At 75.0% G+C, this 19,430-nt stretch carries 14 protein-coding genes; 8 read left to right on the forward strand and 6 right to left on the reverse strand.

Annotation, left to right across the window (positions count from 1 at the left end; all coding sequences use genetic code 11):
* Positions 1-25: 25 nt before the first annotated feature.
* From ACZ58N_RS37840 to ACZ58N_RS37850, 3 genes are all read right to left on the reverse strand, one after another.
* Positions 26-4,705 carry a hypothetical protein gene (locus ACZ58N_RS37840; RefSeq protein WP_471169862.1) on the reverse strand — a complete coding sequence of 1,560 codons (4,680 nt, stop codon included), beginning with the start codon at positions 4,703-4,705 and terminating at the stop codon, positions 26-28.
* A 64-nt stretch (positions 4,706-4,769) separates the two neighbouring features.
* Entirely contained in the window at positions 4,770-5,672 is a 903-nt protein-coding gene (locus tag ACZ58N_RS37845) for a hypothetical protein (RefSeq protein ID WP_471169865.1), read from the reverse strand.
* A gap of 496 nt (positions 5,673-6,168) precedes the next feature.
* Positions 6,169-7,719: a hypothetical protein gene (locus tag ACZ58N_RS37850; RefSeq protein ID WP_471169868.1), complete on the reverse strand. Its 1,551-nt coding sequence runs from the start codon at positions 7,717-7,719 to the stop codon at positions 6,169-6,171.
* A 72-nt stretch (positions 7,720-7,791) separates the two neighbouring features.
* Between ACZ58N_RS37850 and ACZ58N_RS37855 the strand changes: the two genes are divergently transcribed.
* From ACZ58N_RS37855 to ACZ58N_RS37865, 3 genes are read left to right on the forward strand one after another with little or no spacing between them, the layout of a single operon-like run.
* Complete coding sequence (locus tag ACZ58N_RS37855; RefSeq protein ID WP_471169891.1) at positions 7,792-8,571, forward strand: LamB/YcsF family protein; 780 nt, start codon at positions 7,792-7,794, stop codon at positions 8,569-8,571.
* Positions 8,568-9,191 carry a 5-oxoprolinase subunit B family protein gene (locus ACZ58N_RS37860; RefSeq protein ID WP_471169871.1) on the forward strand — a complete coding sequence of 208 codons (624 nt, stop codon included), beginning with the start codon at positions 8,568-8,570 and terminating at the stop codon, positions 9,189-9,191. The genes ACZ58N_RS37855 and ACZ58N_RS37860 overlap by 4 nt, the downstream gene beginning before the upstream one ends.
* Complete coding sequence (locus ACZ58N_RS37865; RefSeq protein WP_471169873.1) at positions 9,188-10,060, forward strand: 5-oxoprolinase subunit C family protein; 873 nt, start codon at positions 9,188-9,190, stop codon at positions 10,058-10,060. Before ACZ58N_RS37860 ends, ACZ58N_RS37865 begins: the two co-directional genes overlap by 4 nt.
* A gap of 101 nt (positions 10,061-10,161) precedes the next feature.
* Here ACZ58N_RS37865 and ACZ58N_RS37870 read toward each other — a convergent pair whose 3' ends face one another.
* On the reverse strand, positions 10,162-11,559 hold the full coding sequence (locus ACZ58N_RS37870) for a HEAT repeat domain-containing protein (protein ID WP_471169876.1): 1,398 nt from the start codon (positions 11,557-11,559) through the stop codon (positions 10,162-10,164).
* A 342-nt stretch (positions 11,560-11,901) separates the two neighbouring features.
* On the reverse strand, positions 11,902-12,303 hold the full coding sequence (locus tag ACZ58N_RS37875) for an ankyrin repeat domain-containing protein (protein WP_471169878.1): 402 nt from the start codon (positions 12,301-12,303) through the stop codon (positions 11,902-11,904).
* Between the two features lie 304 nt (positions 12,304-12,607).
* On the opposite strand from ACZ58N_RS37875, the gene ACZ58N_RS37880 reads away from it, so the two are divergent.
* On the forward strand, positions 12,608-12,802 hold the full coding sequence (locus ACZ58N_RS37880; RefSeq protein ID WP_007262923.1) for a hypothetical protein: 195 nt from the start codon (positions 12,608-12,610) through the stop codon (positions 12,800-12,802).
* Positions 12,803-12,921: 119 nt separating this feature from the next.
* Positions 12,922-14,595, forward strand: coding sequence for a hypothetical protein (locus tag ACZ58N_RS37885; RefSeq protein ID WP_471169881.1), 1,674 nt, complete (start codon positions 12,922-12,924; stop codon positions 14,593-14,595).
* Between the two features lie 9 nt (positions 14,596-14,604).
* Here ACZ58N_RS37885 and ACZ58N_RS37890 read toward each other — a convergent pair whose 3' ends face one another.
* Positions 14,605-16,107, reverse strand: coding sequence for an SCO1417 family PLP biosynthesis transcription factor (locus tag ACZ58N_RS37890; protein WP_471169883.1), 1,503 nt, complete (start codon positions 16,105-16,107; stop codon positions 14,605-14,607).
* A gap of 181 nt (positions 16,108-16,288) precedes the next feature.
* Between ACZ58N_RS37890 and ACZ58N_RS37895 the strand changes: the two genes are divergently transcribed.
* From ACZ58N_RS37895 to ACZ58N_RS37905, 3 genes are all read left to right on the forward strand, one after another.
* Positions 16,289-17,059: a glycerophosphodiester phosphodiesterase gene (locus tag ACZ58N_RS37895; RefSeq protein ID WP_471169885.1), complete on the forward strand. Its 771-nt coding sequence runs from the start codon at positions 16,289-16,291 to the stop codon at positions 17,057-17,059.
* A 66-nt stretch (positions 17,060-17,125) separates the two neighbouring features.
* The gene (locus ACZ58N_RS37900; RefSeq protein ID WP_471169888.1) at positions 17,126-18,496 is read left to right on the forward strand and encodes an MFS transporter; all 1,371 of its coding nucleotides are present in this window, start codon (positions 17,126-17,128) and stop codon (positions 18,494-18,496) included.
* 302 nt (positions 18,497-18,798) lie between these two features.
* Positions 18,799-19,173: an RNA polymerase-binding protein RbpA gene (locus ACZ58N_RS37905; protein WP_007262928.1), complete on the forward strand. Its 375-nt coding sequence runs from the start codon at positions 18,799-18,801 to the stop codon at positions 19,171-19,173.
* The last annotated feature ends 257 nt before the right edge of the window (positions 19,174-19,430 follow it).

The following is a 19,430-nucleotide window of genomic DNA, read 5'->3' on the forward strand; positions in this document are numbered from 1 at the left end:
GGGGCCCGGCCGCGCTCGCGCGGGCTCAGGAGGAGGCCGGGTCCCGGTCGGAGGCGCCGCGGCGGAACATGCGGGTCGCCGTGATCTCCCCGTGGATCGTCTCCCCGTCCGGTGACTGCTGGGGCAGCCCCGGGCGCAGGTGTTCCTCGACGCTGATGTACTTCAGGCCCGCCCTCAGGTCGGCGTCGTTGCGCAGGCGGATGACCAGCGGGAACTCGGCCAGGGCCGTGGTGTCGAAGAGGCCCGTGGTGTACAGCAGCTGGACTCCGAGGGCGTCGGAGACGGCCCGCTGGAGCTCCAGCAGGTAGGTCGCGTTGGCCCGCCCGATGGGGTTGTCGAGGAAGAGCGTGCCCGCGTGACGGTGCTTGTCCCGGCCCCGGTCGTTGCTGCGCAGTGCGGCCATCGTGCAGTAGAGGGCGATGGCCGCGGTCAGGAGCTGCCCGCCGGAGAACACGTCGCCCATCTGACCGACCGGGACCCGCTCGGCGCGCAGGACCGCGTCCGGCTTGAGGATCTCCACGGCGATGCCCTTGGGTTCCAGGGCCGCCTGGACACCGCGCAGGAGCAGGGACATGCCGTCGCGGCGGCCCTCCCCGAAGGAGGCGGTGCTGTTCTTCTTGACGGCGGCCCGGGTGGCCTCGTCGATGACCTCGCCGAGCCGCTCGGTCAGTACGGCCTGGTCGGGCTCCTCGAAGCGGATCCGCAGGAATTCCTGACCCGACCACTCCCCCAGGCCCTCGGGCAGCTGGGACAGGCGCTGCGCCGAGCGCAGGGTGGCCAGGGCCGACTCCACGAGGCCGCGCAGCCGGTCGACGATGCTGTCGCGGTTGCGTTCCAACTGGGCGAGTTCGTCGGTCAGGACGCGCAGCCGGGGCGCGAAGGCGGTGGCCCACGCGGCGGCGTGCTCCGGCAGGGCGGAGGCGGGCAGTTCGCGGATCTGCTGGCGCGCGGGGGTGCGCACCTGCTCGTAGCGGTTCGCGTTGGCGTGCCGGACGAGCACGTCGCTCGCCTCGCGGACGGCGGCCTCGGCGGCCGAGAGGTCGGCCGAACAGGCGCGCAGGGAACGGCGGGCCTCGGCCGCGGACTGCCGGGCCTCCTCCAGGGTGCCCGGATGGGGCACGGGCTCCTGCTCGTCGTCGGGGTGGGTGTGGTCGCGCAGCAGGTCCCGCAGCAGGGCCGCGGTCTCGTCGAAGCCGCCGGCGCCGTCCTCCGCGGCGCGGTGGGAGCGCAGCAGGTCCGCGTGGGCGGAGCGGGCGCCGTCGACCGCGGCGCTGTGGGCGGCGAGCTGGGCGGTGGCGGTGCGCAGGAGGCCCTGCGCCTGCTCGACGTCGACCGGGATCAGCTCGTCGGGCAGTTCGGTGTGTGCCTCGCCCTCGGCGGGGGCGTGCCGTTCGGCCTCGCCGCGCAGCCGGCCGAGCTGCTCGCTCGCGGTCGACGCGCGCGTCTCCAGCATCTGCACGAGGGCCTCGGCGCGGGCGGCCGCGGCCTGTCGGGAGGGTCCGTCGGCGCCGTCGGTGCCTTCGAGGAGCTGGGCGGCGCGGGTGCGCACCTTGTTGGTGAGCCGGTCGAGTTCGGCGAGCGCGCCGCTCTCGTCGCTCTCGGCGCGGGCCTGTTCGGCACGCAGGTCGGCACCGACGCCGACCTTCTCGTAGAGCCGGGAGGCGGCGCGGTAGGCCTCGCGGAGTTCGGGCAGCGGGGCCTTGGCGGCGCTCTCCACCTCTTCGGGGAGGGGTTCGGGGGCGCCGGCGATCTCGGCGCGTTCGGCGCGCAGGGCGCGGGCGGTGCGGCGGGCGTCGTCGGCGGCGCGCTGGGCGGCCCGGCGGTCCTCGTCGGCGGCGCGGGCCCGGTCCAGGCAGGCCTCGGCGCGGGCCTCGGACTCCGCCGCGTCGTCGGCGAGTTCGCGCAGCCGGGCCTGCCAGCGGGCGCGCTCGCGCAGGCGGTGGGCGAGGCCGGACAGGACGTCGGCGACGCGGCGGGCGCGCTGGGCGCTCTCCTGACGCTCGTCGCGCACACGGGTGGCGTCCGCGGCCGCCTCGTCGGCCTCCGCACGGACGGTACGGGCCTCCGCGAGTTCGGCGTCGGCCTCCTCGGCGAACGTCCGTGCGGCGGCGGCCTGCCCGGCCAGTTCGGCGAGCCGGCCGGGCGGGCAGCCGGTGCGCCAGGAGGCGAGGCGGGCGGCGAGCTCCCGGTCGCCGGAAAGGCGGGCGGCGAACTCGCGGATCTCGGTGTCGCGGGCGGTGGCGCGGGCGCGCAGTGCCTGACGTTCCTCGTCGGCGGCGTGCTCGTCGTGCATGGCCGGGTTCGGCGGGACGAGGAAGACGTCCGGGTCGCCGGCGGGGCCGGCGGCCGGCGGGACGGGAGCCAGCAGGGCGGCGGCGGTGCCGACGGCCACGGTGGAGCGGGGCAGGAGGGCCGCGCCGGTGAGGACCTCGCGGGCCCGGGAGTGCGTGTCGGGGTCGGTGATCACGACGCCGTCGACGAGTTCGGGGCGGGCCGCGAGGACGGCCGCGTGGTCGGCGGGATCCACGGACTGGGCGAGGTAGCGCCAGCCCGGAAGGGCGGGGATGCCGTGCTCGCCGAGGTACTCGACGGTCGCCAGGACGTCCGGTCCGGGCGGCAGCAGACCGCCGTCGCCGAGGGCGCCCAGGATGCGGGCGTCGTCGGCGGCCGCGGTGCGCAGCTCGAACAGGTGGCGTTCGGCGGCGACGACCCCGTCGGCGAGGAGCCGGTGCAGGTCGTCGGCGTTGCGGTCGAGGTCGGCGACCGTCAGCGCCCCCTCGCCTGCCGGGCGGCCGGGGCCGTCCCCGGCGTCGGGGGTCTCGGCCGCGCGGGGGTCCGGCACGGTGGCGGGGCCGGGGTGCGACGGCAGGCCCAGCAGCTCGGCGAGACGGGGGGAACCGGCGAGGGAGGCGGCGGCGCGTTCCTCCGCCCCGTGGGCGGCCTCGGCCGCGTCGGCGGCGTCCGCGGCCCGGGCCGCCGTCAGTTCGGCCCGGGATTCCGCGGCGGCGGCCTCGCGGGCGGAGCCGGACGCGCCGCGGGCGGCTTCGCGGGCCTCGTCCCAGGCGGCGACAGCGGTCTTCTCGGCGTCGTCGGCGGCGAGGGCGGCGCGCGCCGGGTCCGCGTCGGGCGCGGAGTCGTCGAGCCAGCCGGCCCGGACGGCCTCGGCGGTCTCCTGCTGGACCTCCGCGAGCCGGGCCCGCAGATGTTCGGCCTCGCTGCGGGCCCGCTGCGCGGACGTGGCGGCGGACGTCGCGTCGCGGTGGGCGCCCTCGCCGAGGCGCTGGAGCTCGGCGGAACGCTCCTCCTCCTCGTTGGCGGCTCGCTCGCCGTGCTCGGCGGCGGTGTGCAGGGCCCGTACGAGGGCGGTGGCGGCCGTGGTGCGCGCGGCCAGTGCGGGGGCGGCGTCCCGCTCGGCCTCCAGGATGGCGGCGGCGACGCGCGTGGAGCGGTCGGCGGCGGCCCGGTGGCGCAGGACGGTTTCGGCGGCCTGCCAGGCGGCGTGCAGGGTACGGGCTTCGAGGAGCTCGCGGCGCTGGGCGGCTGCGGCCTTGTCGGCGACGGTCAGGGCCAGCGAGGCGTGCCGGTAGGCGAGTTCGGCGGAGACGGCGGCACTGCGGGCGCGCGCGGCCTCGGCGGCGGTGACCTCGTGGGCGGCGGCGGTCACCTGCTGCGCGAGTTCGGCCGCGCGGACGCGTTCCCCTGCGGCGCGGGCGGACAGCCTCCGGGCGAGGGTGCGCGTACGGCGCTCGGCGCCGGCGTGGACGTCGCGGAGCCGGGAGCGGGTGGTCGCGGCCTCGACGATGCGGGTGAGCAGGTCGACGGAGCCGGCGGTGAAGTCGCGTTCGGCCATCAGCTCGGCGCGGCGGCCCAGCTTGTTCCCGAAGCCGTGCACGAGGTCGGCGAGGCCGTCGGTGTCGCGGGTGTCGGTGACGGCGCGCAGCAGCAGATCGGTGAAGTCGGAGTCCTTCTTGACCGCGAACAGGCCGGCGGCCTCGCCCTCGTCGGCGTTCATCTCGCGCTGGTAGCGGAAGAGTTCGGGGTCGAGGCCGACGTCGGTGAGGTGCTCGTTCCAGCGGTCGTGGATCTCCTCCCAGTACACCTCCAGGTGCGGGTACGCCTTCCCGGCCTCGGTGAGGGCGTCGCGGAAGCCCTTCATGGTGCGGCGGCGGCCCTGGGCGCCGGAGACGCCCTCACCGGGCGGGCGCACCGAAGTGGCCTCGGCGACCGGGAGGTTGTCCAGGCTCAGGCCCGGTCCCGGGCGGAAGGAGTACCAGGCCTCGGCGAACTTGCGGGGGTCGTTGGAGACCTGGCGGCCGCGCCATTCGCTGACCTTGCCGACGACCACGCACTCGCCGGTGCGGGTGTGCTGCCACTCCAGGGCGACGTGGCCGCAGTCGTCGGCGAGCAGGAACTTGCGCAGCACGCCGGAACTGGCGCCGCCGAGGGTGTTGCGGTGGCCCGGGAGCATCACCGAGAAGATCAGCTTCAGCAGGACGGACTTGCCGCCGCCGTTCTCCAGGAAGAGCACGCCCGCCGGCGCGGGTCGCCGGGGCGGGCCGGTGGGCTCCTCCTCGAAGAACTCCGCCTGGGCGGGAGCCGGGTGGGGCACCGGTTCGCCGACTCCGCGCAGGTCGAGCACGGTGTCGGCGTAGCGCGCGCCGGCGGGCCCGATGGAGTAGAGGCGGATCCGGGACAGCTCGTACATTTCGGCGGACTCTCGTGGTCTCTGGTGGGTCGTACGGAGGGCGGGGTGGGGCCGGGGGGGCGGCTCAGGCGTGGAAGGGGAGTCCGGCGTCGGCGGCGAGGTCCAGGTCGTCGCCCTCGGGCGGCGGCAGGAGGGTGGGCGAGCCGTCGCCGACGGGAACCACGCCGAGTTCCAGGAGCTCGGCCATGGCCGAGCTGCCCGCCATGTCGCGGACCTGGAGCTGGTAGCGGGGGGTGGTGCGGTAGGTGCCGCCGGAGTCGTCGCCGGTGCGCTGGAGGAAGCCGGATTCGGTGAGGAACGCGGCGGCCTTGCCGACGATGCCGGTGGTGGAACCGGCGAGGCGGCGGGCGTCCTTGGTGGCTCCGGTCGCGCTGCGGCGGGTGTAGACGCGCCAGGCCGCCTCCAGGCCCGGGGCGTCGGAGGCCGGGTCGGTGTTCTCGCCGAGTTCCCCAGCGCGCTCCTCCAGGCGGCGGCAGGTCTGCCGGACGAAGGAGTCGACCCCGTTGACGGTGATGCGGCCGATGTAGCCGTCGTCGGCGAGGTCCTCGGGGCGGGGGAAGGCGAGGGCGGCCACGGCGAGGTGCGCGAGGCCGTGCAGGAAGCGGTCGCCGCCGTCGGCGGCGGTGCGGCGGGCGTAGTCCCCCATGCGGACCGCGAACACGGAGTCCTCGCCGGCGGCGACGGCCATGCCGGCGCGCGGGGACACCTCCAGGACGACGAGCCCGAGTCCGGTGGCGACGGCGTCGGCGAGGCGGCCGAAGCCGGGGTCCTCGCGGTAGCGGCGCAGCAGTTCCGCGTACTCGGCGTCGCGGGCGGGCAGCAGCTTGGGCTGCAGCCCGAAGGCGACGAGCCGGGCCGCGTCCGCGGCGTCGGCGGGGGTGAGGGCCCCGGAGGAGACGGCCGCGGCGGGCGCCGACGCCGCGTCGGGCTCGGTCCACGCGGGGTGCTCGGCGTGGTGGTCGCTCACGGGTGGGTCTCCTCGGCGGTGCGGTGGTGGATCCGTGCGGTGGTCGCGGGCCCGGGCGTACGGCCCGTGCGGGGCTCGGGGACGGCGGGGCGCAACGGTGCGACGGTGGCGGCGACAGCGGCAACGGCAGCGGCGACAGCGGTCCGGAACGGTGCGGCCGGGGCCGCCGGTGCGGCGTCCCGAAGGGGTGCGGCCGGTGCGGTCCGGGCCGCGCACCACGGTCCCGACCGGCGCCGGGCGGTCACCGTCGGCCGGAGCGGCGCGGCGTGCGGCGCGCGTGGCCCACGAGGCGCGACCCGATCGGCCCGGGAGGCCGGGCCGCCGGTACGGAGAACCCGGTCACCGGCACGAGGAGCCCGGTCGGCGGCATCAGGGATCCGGTCGCCGGCACGAAGGATCCGGTCGGCCCGGGGTACCCGGTCAGCGGCACGAAGGGCCCCGTCGGCCCGGCGTACCCGGTCACCGGCACGAAGGGCCCGGTCGGCCCGGGTGGGGGTCATGCCGCCTCCGAGCGGTCCGCGGCCATCCCGGCGGCGTCCAGGAGGGCGGTGCCGACGATGAGGTCGGCGCCGCCGAACTCCGGGTCGTCGAGCACGGTCCCGTCGTCCACGGCGAACAACAGCCGTTCCTCGCCCTGCCGGTACGCCGTACCCACCGCGGGACTCGCCGCGTGGACGGCGAGCAGGGCCACCAGGTACGGCAGGTCCGGATCGCTGCGGCGCGCATCGGCCAGGAGTCCGGACAGGCGGCGCGGGGCGTCGTGGGGCAGGTCCAGCAGTCGGTTCGCGGCGGCGAGCTGCTCCTCGCTGAAGCGGCTGTCGTCGGGGGTGGCGATGAGGTCGGGCTCCGGCATCTCCACGCCGAGGTGCTCCCGCTCCTGGGGCGGGGTCAGCAGGATCTCGACGAGGTCGGTGACACGGACGGAGACGGGCGTGCGCAGACCGGTGCCCGCCGCGAAGAAGGCGTCGGTGACGCGGACGGCCTGTTCGAGCGGCAGAGGCAGCAGCGGGGCCACGAGCTGGCCGTACAGGTCCAGCCCGGACCGCGGTGCGGGAGCCGCGAAGGCCTGCCGGTCCTGCTCGGCGCGGAACAGCGGGCCGGCGTCCAGCAGTCGGGACTGGAGCTGGGTGTGTCGGCGGATGCAGTCCTTGACGATGTCGACCAGCTCGGCGGCGCGCCGCTTGTTGTCGGGGTCCTCGGCCTCGTCACGGGCCTTGCGGATGTTGGTGAGGATCGCGTTCTCGTGGCGGTAGCGGTCGGCGACGTGGTCGAGGGCCTCGGCGATCATGTCGGGGACGGCCTGGAGCCAGTCCACGGCCCGGACGTTGCGCCGCGTCGCGTCGAGCGTGCGGCGCAGGGTCTCCGCGTACTGGACGGTCCGGTAGCGGGCCTGCTCGGCGGCCAGCTGGGCGTCGGCGAGCCGGCCGCGGCTGATGAGGACCTCCAGCTTGACCTCGGCGGCGATCTGCGCGCTGGTGACATCGGTGTCCAGGGCTCCGACGAGGACGTTGACCGCCTCGTCCGTGGTGCGCAGGTACACGGCGCCGCCGTAGCCGGGGACCTCCTCGATCAGCTTGAAGTCGTAGTCGCGGCGGACGTAGACGCCGTCCGGTCCGAAGGTGCCGTAGATGGCGCGGAACCCGCGGTCCACGCTGCCGACGTTGATCAGGTTCTCCAGCACCCAGCGGGCGACCCGCTCGTGCTCGGCCGCCTGGCGGGACGGGGCCTGGGCCGCGACGCGCGGCAGCAGCCTGGCCACTATCTGCTCGGCGTCCGCGCCCGTGTCGAAGTCCATGTTCAGCGTGACCAGGTCGATCGCGGACAGCGCGACCTCCGCCATCGCGTAGACCCCGTACTCGCCGGCCAGATTGGCCTTGCGGACGTCGAGGTCGTGGAGCGGGGCGGTGCAGGCGAGGGCGCGCAGCCGCCGGGCCAGGCCCTCGTCGGCGGCCGGGCCCGGCGCCGGGGACGGAAGGGTCTTCGCCGGGGCGGGGAGAGTCACGACGGAAAGACTAGGCGCTGACACGGACAACATCCCAAACAGCATGGTTCGGCCGGATCGTCCCCGGCGCCGTGGAGGGTCGGGGGTGCGCTGTTCTACGCTCGCGGCATGGCTTCCATGATCACACCCTCAGCGGCCGCGATCGACCTCAACGCCGACCTCGGCGAGGGCTTCGGGAGGTGGACGCTGACCGACGACGAGGCCCTGTTGTCCGTCGTCACGAGCGCGAACGTGGCCTGCGGCTTCCACGCCGGCGATCCGTCGATCATGCGTCGGGTGTGCGAGCTGGCCGCCGGGCGGGGCGTACGGATCGGCGCGCAGGTCTCCTACCGCGACCTGGCCGGCTTCGGGCGCCGGTCGATGGACGTGCCGCCCGGCGAACTGGCGGACGAGGTGGCGTACCAGATCGGGGCCCTGGAGGTGTTCGCGCGGGCAGCCGGCTCCCGGGTGTCGTACGTGAAACCCCACGGGGCGCTGTACAACCGCACCGTCCACGACGCCGGCCAGGCGGGCGCCGTCGTCGCGGGGGTGCGCCTGGCGGCCGGAGCGGCGGGCCTGCCCGTCCTCGGTCTGCCCGGGTCGCTGCTGCTGGCCGCCGCCCGTGACGCCGGCCTGGACGCCGTCGCGGAGGCCTTCGCCGACCGGGCGTACACGCCCCTCGGCACCCTGCTCCCGCGCGGCGAGCCCGGCGCGGTGCTCCACGATCCCGACGCGGTGGTGGCCCGGGCCGTCCGGATGGCCGCCGAGGGCGCCGTCACGGCCGCCGACGGGACCCCGGTCGTGGTGGCGGCACGCTCGCTGTGCCTGCACGGCGACACCCCGGGCGCCGCCGACCTGGCCCGCCGGGTCCGCGAGGCCCTGGGCGGCGCCGGGGTCGCGGTGGAGGCCTTCGCATGAGGATCGACGTGCTGCCGGTCGGGAAGTCCGCCCTGCTGATCGAGGTGGAGTCGGCGGCGGACGTGGCCGCACTGCACGCCGAGGTGCTGCGCCGCCGGGACGCGGGCGGGTTGGAGGGCGTGCGGGACGTCGTGCCCGCCGCCCGGACCGTGCTCCTCGACGGGGTGCGCGACCCCGTACCCCTGGCCGCGCGGATCGCCCGCTGGCGGATCCCGCCGCTCACGGGGACCGACGGGCCGCTGGTCACCGTCCCCGTCCGGTACGACGGGCCCGACCTGGCGGAGGTCGCGGCCGGGTGGGGGGTGTCGCCGGACGAGGTCCCGGGGCTGGTCGGCGACATCGTCTTCCGGGTGGCCTTCTGCGGGTTCGCCCCCGGTTTCGGCTACCTGACCGGGCTGCCCCCGCACCTGCGGCCACCCCGGCGCGCGACGCCCCGTACGGCCGTCCCGGCGGGCTCGTTCGCCCTGGCCGGGGAGTACGCGGGCGTCTACCCCCGTACCTCCCCCGGCGGCTGGCAGCTGATCGGCTCGACCGACGCGGTGCTGTGGGACCCCGCGCGGGAACCGGCGGCCCTGTTCGCACCCGGGGTACGGGTCCGGTTCACGGAGGTCGGCGCGTGAGCGGGCTGCGGGTGCTGCGCCCGGGGGCGCTGACCACCGTCCAGGACCTCGGTCGGCCCGGGTACGCCCACCTCGGGGTGCCCCGGTCCGGCGCGCTCGATTCCGGGGCGCGCGACCTGGCCAACCGGTTGCTGGGCAATCCGGCGGACGCGGCGGTCCTGGAGACCACCCTGGACGGCGTCGCCCTGCGCGCCCTGGCCCCGGTGACGGTGGCGGTGACGGGCGCACCCTGCGCGGTACGGGTCTGCGGGCGCCCGGCGCCCTGGGGCGCGCCGGTCCGGCTGCGGGCGGGGGCGGAGCTGGACGTGGGCCGGGCGGAAGCGGGGGTGCGCGCCTACGTCGCGGTGCGGGGAGGGTTCCACGTCCCGCCGGTTCTGGGCAGTCGCTCGACGGACCTGCTCTCGGGACTGGGCCCGGCCGTCCTGACGGCGGGGGCGGAGCTCCCGGTGGGCGTCCCCGGAGCGGATCCGGTCCATGGGGCGGACGCCCTGAGGGTGCCGGGTCCGCCGGCCGAACTCGTCCTGCCGGTGAGGCTCGGCCCCCGGGCCGACTGGTTCACGGCGGCCTCCCTGCGGGCGTTGCTGACCTCGACCTACCGGGTGTCGGCGGCGTCGAACCGGATCGGCCTGCGCACGGAGGCCGGCCCCCCGCTGGCCCGCCGGCGGGCGGGCGAGCTGCCGAGCGAGGGGATGGTCCTCGGAGCGGTCCAGGTGCCGCCGGACGGCCTGCCGGTGCTGTTCCTGGCCGACCATCCGGTGACCGGCGGCTATCCGGTGGTCGCGGTGGTCCCCGAGGGCCCGTCCCTGGACGCCGCGGCCCAGGCCCGTCCGGGCACTCGGGTGCGGTTCGTGGGGGCCCGGGTGTCGTGACCCGCGGGGACGTCCGCCCGGTCGCCGGGTGGACCGCCCGCCCCGGACCCCGGCCGGCCACGTCTCCCGGCCGAGGTCCCGCTGCGCCCCGAAGGGCCCCGCTACATCGCCGATTCCGGCGTGATGCGGCTGCGGACCGCCGACTGGACGTCCTCCTCCTCCGCCGGGTCCGTCGCCAGGCGGCGCAGGCGCGGGGTGACGCGGGCGTCGGCGGTCTCCGCGTGGCGGGCCGCCACCTCGCGGGTGGTCTCCTCGCAGTCCCAGAGGCATTCGACGGCGAAGCCGGCCGCGAACGTCGGGTCCGTGCCGGCCAGCGCCCGGGCGGCGCGACCGCGCAGGTGCGAGGAGGCCGTCTCGCGGTAGATGTGGCGCAGCACCGGGGCGGCGCAGCCGATGGCGAGTCGGCCCGCGCCGTCGACGAGGGCGAAGAGGCGGATCGTGTCCGGGCCGGAGCCCCGGACGGTGGAGCGGAGCGCTCCGAGGACGAGTGCGGCGTCCCCCGGGCCGCCACGGGCCGCGAGGAGGGACGCGGCGGCCGCTCCGAGGGCGTCGGGGCGGTGGACCCAGAGGCGGGCCCGGTCGAGGGCCGCGGGCCCGCACATGCGCTCGTAGGCGGCGACGGCGGGTTCGTCCCCGGCGGCTTCGATCAGGTCCAGGACGGCCGGGTTCTCCGGTTCGGCGAGGACCAGGTGGTGCAGGGCGGTGGCGCGGGCGGCCTCGCCGGAGGCTCCGGCCGCGGCCGCGAGGATGGCGGAGCGGTCCTCGGGGGCGGCCACGGCGGCGAGGCAGCGGGCGGCGGGCACGTGCAGCGGGGTGCCGCGGCGCAACCCGTCGGCGGCCCAGTCGAAGACGGCCTGGACCCCCCAGCCGGGTCGGGGGCCGCTGGGCGTCAGCTGGCGCTGCCACCGGTCGAAGGAGCCCTGCCGGCGGGCGGCGCGCAGGCGCTCCCCGTACGGGGGCAGCTCCTCCCACAGGCACCACGGGCGGGGCTCGTAGGCGTCGCGTACGGCGGCGGCGAGCCGCGCCTCACCCTCGGGGTCGGCGGGGAAGCGGGCCAGTACGGGTGCGGCGAGGGAGCGCAGGCCTTCGTCGTCGTCGCGCAGGGCGAGTTCGTCGAGGGCCCACGCCCAGTTCGCGCCGGAGGCGGCGTACCGGCGCAGCAGCATGAGCGCGTCGTCGCGTCCGTAGGAGGCCAGGTGGCCGAGGACGGACAGCGCGAGGCCGGTCCGGTGGTCCTCCTCGTCGACGAGGTCGTCAGCGCTGAAGAGGTGGGCCTCGATGGCGCCGAGGGGGCCGTCGAGGTCCAGGTACAGGCGGGCGTAGTACAGCGAGCGGTTCTCGACCTGCCAGTCCTGGCGCGGGTCGCGGAGCACGCACTGGTCGAGGGCCGCGAGGGCCTCGGGCCGGGGCGCCGCGAGGGCGTGCAGCGTGCCGTCGCCGCGGCCCCGCTGGAGGAGCCCGAGCAGCGTGCCGCTCGGCGCTATGACTGGTTCGAACATGGGAATGGCCTCAAATCAAGCTGGGGACGCAACCGGGAATCGGGATTCACAGGGCCGCGTAACAGCATGTGAGGACGTTCGCCGTCATGTTCCGCTCGATGTAGACCATTGCCTTCTCACTCTCGTCGGTGTCCGCGACCGTGGCGTCCGGTGGCGGCAGGGGTGGGTATCGACACCCTTCGTGTCCAGCCCGCTCCTGCCCGTCCGTCATGTCCGCGAATCGAATCCGACGCCATGATGACCCAGGCGGTTTGTGTGCCGCGACCACATTTAAGGCCGCCGTGACCAACCCGTGAGGTCGCGGGCCGGTCCTGGCCGGGGCTGGGCCCCGGAAAAAGTGGATTACTCGGCTCCGAAGAGTTCCAGCAGGTCGGCCTTGGCGAACATGCGGGCCGTGTCCACGGCGGAGGGCGTTCCGGCGTTCGGGTCGGCCCCGCCGGCGAGCAGCGCGCGGATGACGGCCCCCTCGCCCTTGAAGACGGCACCGGCGAGCGGGGTCTGGCCGCGGTCGTTGGCGCGATCGGCTTCGGCGCCGCGGTCGAGGAGGGCCGTGACGGCCTCGGCGTGCCCGTGGTAGGCGGCGAGCATGACGAGGGTGTCGCCGCGGTCGTTGGTGAGGTTCGCGGGCACGCCCGCGTCGAGGTAGGCGGCCAGGCTCTCGGTCTCACCCTGACGGGCGAGGTCGAAGATCTTGGTGGCCAGTTCGATGACGTCCTCGTCGGGAGCGTCCTGGTGCTCGCTCATCGGTCGTACCGCCTTTCACTCGCTGCTTGCTGGCAAGAGTTTCCCCAGGCCGCGGGGCAGGGGGATGCACGGCACTGCGTCCGTACGGGTGAATCGCCAGGGTAGCGCCCGTTCCGGGACATGGTGGGGGTGTCTCAAGGCAAGGATCCCGGCCGACACCCTGCGGGGCGGACGCGCCAGCCGGGAGGGGCCGGTCAAGTGAAAAACGTCTGGATTCACTCGTATGCACCTTTTGTCGCATTGATACTTGCTGTGAGCCTGGAAGGACTGATGGTGACCGTCCCCACCCCCCAGGAGAACTGCAATGGTCCTGTCCATCTCAGGTGTCGTCCTGCTCGGCATCATCTGCTTCCTCTTCTTCAAGAAGGACGGGATGAAGCTGACGCACGCGTTCGTCTGCGCGCTCTTCGGCTTCTTCCTCGCCGGTTCCGCCATCGCGCCGAGCATCACGGCGAGTACGGCGAGCCTCGCGAGCCTTCTCGGCGGGATCAAGCTCTAGGACCTGTCCTCGAAGTCCCGTCGTCGCCCGGAGGGCGGCCGGGAGTTCGACGGCGGGGCCCAGGTCCGAACCGCCCCCGACAGCACAGCCCGTACGATCCACGAATCCAGGAGACGACCGTGGCACGGCGCCCACTCCCCCGAATCCTCAGCAGCGGCACCCCGTCGCTGGCGCGGGGCCGCGACCTGGCTCGCTCGGCCGCCGACAACGCCACGGACGTCCTCCATCCGCTCCTCGTCATCGGACGAGGGCTGCGCGTCCTGGCCTCCACCGGGCGGCGCAAGTGGGCCGACACCCCCAAGGACAAGCGCGGTCCCGCGCTGTTCCTGGGGGCGGCCTGCGCCCTCGCGGTCGGCCTCGTCCCCTACGGACCGCTCCTCGCCCTGATCACCCTCATGGCGGCGGCGGCCTGGCAGGGGCGCGATCGCACCCCCGTGACGACCGGTCCCGCAGACGCCGAGCGCGAACGCCTCGGCTCCCTCTACGAAGCCCTCGTGCCGTACTTCTCCATCGCCGAGGACCCGAGCCCGCTGTTCTCCCACGGCGGGAACTGGGACGAGGCCTTCAGCGGCTACGAGTTCGACGGGGCGGGCCGCCTCACCCGGCTCCGCATCCGCTACCCCGCCTACTTCACCGACGGCGAGCCCGCCTCGCGGGCCCGGATCGAGGCGCTGCTGCACGCCAAGTCCGGGCGCGGCCGGGAGTACCTCTTCGATTGGGACGAGGAGGGCAACCAGCTCTGTCTGAGCGTCCTGACGGCGCTGGCGACGGGCATCGCCGCCCAACCGTTCGTCACCTCGCCCGGTGAGACCGTCCTCGGCTTCACCGACGCCGGCGCGGTGCAGCGCACCCTGCCCGTCGTGGAGGGTGACGAGCCCCGCGACGTGCCACCCGTGCTCTGGCGGACGGGCCCCCGTTCGACCGAGCCCCACCTGCTGGCCGTCGGCACGCCCGGCGGCGGCACGTCGAGCCTCCTGCGCTCGGTCGCCCTGCAGGCGCTGCGCCACGACGGGGACGTCCTCGTCGTGGAGGGCGGCGGCAGCGGCGAATACACCTGCCTGACCGGCCGGGAGGGTGTCCTCGCCGTCGAGTGCGGGCCGACCGGCGCCCTCGCCACCCTGGAGTGGGCGGCGCAGGAGACCGAACGGCGCCTGATCGCCACGCACCGGGCGCGCGAGGCGGGCCGCCCCGCCCCGGAGGACACCCGGCGCCCGCTGTGGGTCCTGCTGGACCGGCCCAGCGTCCTCGCGCACCTCGCCGCCGCCGACGGGCGGCCCGATCCGCTCGCCCAGCTCCAGGTGCCGCTGCGACACGGCCGCGCCGCGCACATCACGGTGGTCGTGGCCGAGCAGTTCGAACACCTGGAGCTCCTGAACGACGCCGTCTGGCAGCACACCCGGGCCCGGGTCGTCCTCGGGCCCGCGACCGTGCAGCAGATCACCGACGTCCTGGGGCTGCCGCCGCACACCACCCCGACCGCCCAGGTCCCGCCGGGGCGCGGTTACGCCCGGTTGGGCGTGGGACCGGTGCACCGCCTCCAGGTGCCCGCGACGCCCGATCCGTACGACGACGCCGCCCACCCGGCCCACCGCCAGGCGGTGCTGGAGCTGCTGCCGGAACGGCGGGGCGCGGGCTCCGAGGGCGCGGCGGACCTCCGGGATGCCCTCCCGGAGGACGTACGCGAGGAGCACGTCACCCTGTCCCGGCAGCTCCAGACGCAGCCGCCCGCGCAGGCGCAGGGGCCGTCGATCGACGCCTCCGAGATCCCGGAGGTCCCGGCCGACGCACCGTGAGGCCCCGGGTCAGGCCACGAACGTACGGGGCGGTTCCGCCCCGCCGCCGCCCGCCCCGGTACCGACCAGGCGGGCCGCCGCCGCCAGCCGCGCGGCGGCCTCGTCGGCCACCGGGCCGCCCACGGTGAACGGCAACCGGACGTAGCCCTCGAAAGCCCCGTCGACGCCGAACCGGGGCCCCGAGGGCACCCGGACGCCGACCCGCTCCCCCACCTCGGCGAGCCGCGACCCCGAGAGGCCGCCCGCCCGGGCCCACAGGGTCAGCCCCCCGCGGGGCACCTCGAACTCCCAGTCGGGCAGCTCCCGGCGCACGGCGGCGACCAGCGCGTCCCGGTTGCCCCGGGCCTGCTCCCGGCGGATGCCGACGGCCTCCTCCCAGCCCCCGGTCCGCATCAGCCAGTTCACCGCGAGCTGTTCCAGCACCGGGGTGCCGAGGTCGGCGTAGGCCCGGGCCGCGACGAGGCTGCGGATGACGTCGGGCGCGGCGCGCACCCAGCCGATCCGCATGCCCGCCCAGAAGGCCTTGCTGGCGGAGCCGACGGTGACCACGGTGCTGCCGGCGGGGTCGAAGGAGCAGACCGGGCGCGGCATCTCCTGCTCCGGGTCCAGTCGGAGCTCGACCATGGTCTCGTCGGCGATCAGGACGGTCCCCGCGGAGCGGGCGGCCTCGACCATCGCGCGCCGCTGGTCGTCGGAGGCCAGCGCGCCGGTCGGGTTGTGGAAGTCGGCGACGACGTAGGCGAGGCGCGGCGCGGAGTCCCTCAGGACCTGCCGCCAGACGTCCATGTCCCAGCCCGTCAGCCCCTCTGCCATGGCGACGGGCACGAGGCGGACCCCGGCGGCGCGCATGAGCTGGAGGATGTTGGCGTAGGACGGGGACTCGACGGCGATCCGTTCGCCGCGGCCCGCGAAGAGGCTGCAGATGGCGTCGATGGCGCCCATGGCCCCGGTGGTGACCATGATCTGTTCGGGCATGGTCGGGATGCCGCGTTCGGTGTAGCGGTCGGCGAGCATCCGGCGCAGCGCGGGCAGCCCGGCCGGGTAGTCCCCGTGGGTGTGCGCGTACGGCGGGAGTTCCTCCAGGGCGCCCTGGACGGCCTTGGTCAGCCAGGGCTCGGGGGCCGGGAGCGCGGCGCAGCCGAGGTCGATCATCGAGCCGAGGGATTCGGGCGGCAGGGGTTCCAGGCCGCGGGCGGGCAGCGGATTGCCCGCCGGTACCGAGGTCCAGCTACCCGCGCCGCGGCGGGACTCCAGGAAGCCCTCGCCGCGCAGGGCCTCGTAGGCGGCGGCGACGGTGGTCCGGCTGAGGGAGAGCGCGACGGCGAGTTCCCGTTCGGCGGGGAGCCGCGCGGCGACGGGGACGCGGCCTTCGAGGACGAGCAGGCGGATGCCGTCGGCCAGGGTGCGGTACGCGGGCGCCTTGCGGGTGCCCGGTGCGCCGGGGCGCTCCTGTTGAGAGCCGATGAGCCGGGCGAGCTGCGCGGCACCGACCGCTGAGGTCCACTGAGCCATGGTGTCGGGTCCACCTTTGTCGAATTGGCCCCGTCGGGCGGGGTTCGGGGCCGGTATTGGATTGGCCGCGCGGGCCCAGGGTGTCACGGGGCGGTCCATTCGGGCCAGGTGGGGGCGGGCGTTCACCGTCCGGTCACGCGGCCGCTGCCGACCCGGGGGGCCCAGGAGGCATACTGCGGCCGTGACTCACGTACGCCTTCGCCACCCCTATCTGGACCACCCGGCTCCGATTCCCTTCGCCCATCGGGGCGGGGCCGCGGACGGGCTGGAGAACACCGCCACCGCCTTCCGCAGGGCGTCCGCCGCCGGGTACCGCTACTTCGAGACCGACGTGCACGCCACGGCCGACGGGAAGCTCGTCGCCTTCCACGACGCGACCCTGGACCGGGTGACGGACGGGAGCGGCAGGATCGCCGAGCTGCCCTGGAAGCGACTGCGGGAGGTCCGGGTGGCGGGCAGCGAGCCGCTCCCGCTGTTCGAGGACCTGCTGGAGGAGTTCCCGGACGCCCGCTGGAACATCGATCTGAAGGCCGAGTCGGCACTGCACCCGCTGGTCAACCTGATCGCGCGCGCCGGGGTGTGGGACCGGGTCTGCGTGGGGTCGTTCTCGGAGAGCCGGGTGGCCCGGGCACAGCGGATCGCCGGCCCGCGGCTGGCGACCTCGTACGGGGTGCGCGGGGTGGTGGGGCTGCGGCTGCGCTCGTACGCCATCCCGGCGGCCCTGCGGGTCGGGGCGGTGGCGGCGCAGGTTCCGGAGGTCCAGGCGGGAATCCGGGTGGTCGACGGGCGGTTCGTGCGCACGGCGCACGAACGGGGCCTCCAGGTGCACGTGTGGACCGTGAACGAACCGGAACGTATGGAAGCGCTTCTCGACCTGGGTGTCGATGGCATCATGACCGACCGGATCGACATCCTGCGCACGGTCCTCGACCGGCGCGGCGCCTGGGCCTGACGGGCCCCGGGCCGCCGCGCCCGGGTCGACGGGCGGGGCGGTACGGGGACCAGCGAGGGGGCGCTCATGAGCGAGCGGACGGACAGCAGAACGGAACCCGGCGCGGGGGACGAGGCGGGGAAGGCCGCGCGCAAGCGGGAGCAGCACGGCTGGTACGTGTACGACTTCGCCTGCTCGGTGTACTCGACGAGCGTGCTGACGGTGTTCCTCGGCCCCTACCTGACCGCGGTGGCGAAGGCGGCCGCGGACGCCGAGGGCTACGTCCACCCCCTGGGCATACCCGTGCGGGCCGGTTCCTTCTTCGCCTACTCGGTGTCGGCGTCGGTGATCCTCGCCGTGCTGATCATGCCGCTGGTGGGCGCCGCGGCCGACCGCAGCGGGCGCAAGAAGCCGCTGCTGGCGGTGGCCGCGTACACGGGCGCGGCGGCGACGGTCGGCATGTTCTTCCTGGACGGTGACCGCTACCTGCTGGGCGGTCTGCTGCTGATCGTCGCGAACGCCTCGCTGGCGATCTCGATGGTGCTGTACAACGCCTTCCTGCCCCAGATCTCCACGCCCGAGGAGCGGGACACGGTCTCCTCGCGGGGCTGGGCCTTCGGCTACACCTCGGGCGCCTTCGTGCTCCTGCTGAACCTGGTGCTGTTCCAGGGGCACGATGCCTTCGGGCTCTCCGAAGGCGAGGCGGTCCGAATCTGCCTGGCGTCGGCGGGCGTGTGGTGGGGTGCGTTCGCGATCGTCCCGCTGCGCAGGCTGCGCGACCGGGCCGTGGTCAAGGAGGGCGGCGGCGCTCCCGCGGTGAGCGGCTGGCGACAGCTCGTCGCGACGCTTAAGGACATGCGGCGCCATCCCCTGACCCTGTCGTTCCTGTTGGCCTACCTGGTCTACAACGACGGGGTCCAGACCGTCATCTCGCAGGCTTCGGTCTACGGCTCGGAGGAGCTGGAGCTGGAGCAGTCCACCCTGATCGTGGCGGTGCTGCTGGTCCAGGTGCTGGCCGTGGCGGGGGCGCTGGGCATGGGACGGCTCGCCCGGACGTACGGGGCCAAGCGGACGATCCTCGGTTCGCTCGTCGCGTGGACCCTCACCCTGGCCGCCGGCTACTTCCTGCCGGCCCGGACACCGGTGTGGTTCTTCGCGCTGGCCGCGATGATCGGACTGGTGCTCGGCGGCAGCCAGGCGCTGTCGCGCTCCCTCTTCTCGCACCTGGTGCCGGCGGGGAAGGAGGCCGAGTACTTCTCCGCGTACGAGATGAGCGACCGGGGTCTGAGCTGGATCGGACCCCTCGTCTTCGGGCTGACCTTCCAGGTCACGGGCAGCTACCGGGACGCGATCATCTCGTTGGTGGTCTTCTTCGCACTGGGTTTCGTGCTCCTCGCGAGGGTGCCGGTGCGCCGTGCGGTGGAGGCGGCGGGGAATCCTGTTCCCGAGCGGGTCTGAGGGACCGGTCCGACCTGGACGCGGATACGAATTCGGAACGAATTTCGACGTTGAAGCGAAGGGCCGGTAGTGTACGCCTTTGGCCTGCCAGCCGGACCGTTACTGCGCGCTCAAGAAGTGTGGACGTTGGGTGACATCTGCTGCCAGATGTGACAAAACGGGCAGTGGTGGGTACAACAAGGGGCGGCACGACGGGCGACGCACGACCCGGAGCGGGAATCTATACCGCCGACCGGACGTTGACCGGATGACGACGACAGCGACACCTGTCCTGTGGGCGACAAGCCCGGGAGGCACGATTCATGAGTGAGCGAGCTCTCCGCGGTACGCGGCTCGTGGTTACCAGCTACGAGACGGACCGCGGCATCGATCTGGCCCCGCGCCAGGCGGTGGAGTACGCATGCCAGAACGGACATCGATTTGAGATGCCGTTCTCGGTTGAGGCAGAAATTCCGCCGGAGTGGGAGTGCAAGGCGTGCGGCGCCATGGCACTCCTGGTGGACGGGGACGGGCCCGAAGAGAAGAAGGGCAAGCCTGCGCGAACGCACTGGGACATGCTCATGGAGCGACGCACCCGCGAGGAGTTGGAGGAGGTGCTGGCCGAGAGGCTGGCCGTCCTGCGTTCCGGCGCCATGAACATTGCCGTGCATCCGCGGGACAGCCGCAAGTCCGCCTGACAACGGACGAGGATCACGCAACAAGCCGAGGGGCCCCGCCACACACAGTGGCGGGGCCCCTCGGCGTGCTCGCCGTCGGCCCACACGCCGGCGGCGCGTTCGCGTGCCGCCGATCCTCTCCGCCCGGGCGGGGGGGGGGGGGGGGGGGGGGGGGGGGGGGAACGGGGGGGGGGGGGGGGGGGGTCCCTCTCCTCCCACCCGGTCCACACCCCCCCCCCCCCCTAGTCCCGGGAGACGCCGCCGACGCCCCCGCCCCT

Source organism: Streptomyces sp. NPDC040432, from assembly GCF_055595445.1.

What these genes read in the sequence shown, in the direction of transcription:
- ACZ58N_RS37855 (WP_471169891.1), top strand. Translation starts at nt 7,792, where the DNA reads ATGATCACACCCTCAGCGGCCGCGATCGACCTCAACGCCGACCTCGGC.
- ACZ58N_RS37905 (WP_007262928.1), top strand. Translation starts at nt 18,799, where the DNA reads ATGAGTGAGCGAGCTCTCCGCGGTACGCGGCTCGTGGTTACCAGCTAC.
- ACZ58N_RS37900 (WP_471169888.1), top strand. Translation starts at nt 17,126, where the DNA reads ATGAGCGAGCGGACGGACAGCAGAACGGAACCCGGCGCGGGGGACGAG.
- ACZ58N_RS37875 (WP_471169878.1), bottom strand. Translation starts at nt 12,303, where the DNA reads ATGAGCGAGCACCAGGACGCTCCCGACGAGGACGTCATCGAACTGGCC.
- ACZ58N_RS37880 (WP_007262923.1), top strand. Translation starts at nt 12,608, where the DNA reads ATGGTCCTGTCCATCTCAGGTGTCGTCCTGCTCGGCATCATCTGCTTC.
- ACZ58N_RS37890 (WP_471169883.1), bottom strand. Translation starts at nt 16,107, where the DNA reads ATGGCTCAGTGGACCTCAGCGGTCGGTGCCGCGCAGCTCGCCCGGCTC.
- ACZ58N_RS37840 (WP_471169862.1), bottom strand. Translation starts at nt 4,705, where the DNA reads ATGTACGAGCTGTCCCGGATCCGCCTCTACTCCATCGGGCCCGCCGGC.
- ACZ58N_RS37850 (WP_471169868.1), bottom strand. Translation starts at nt 7,719, where the DNA reads ATGCTGTTTGGGATGTTGTCCGTGTCAGCGCCTAGTCTTTCCGTCGTG.
- ACZ58N_RS37860 (WP_471169871.1), top strand. Translation starts at nt 8,568, where the DNA reads ATGAGGATCGACGTGCTGCCGGTCGGGAAGTCCGCCCTGCTGATCGAG.
- ACZ58N_RS37870 (WP_471169876.1), bottom strand. Translation starts at nt 11,559, where the DNA reads ATGTTCGAACCAGTCATAGCGCCGAGCGGCACGCTGCTCGGGCTCCTC.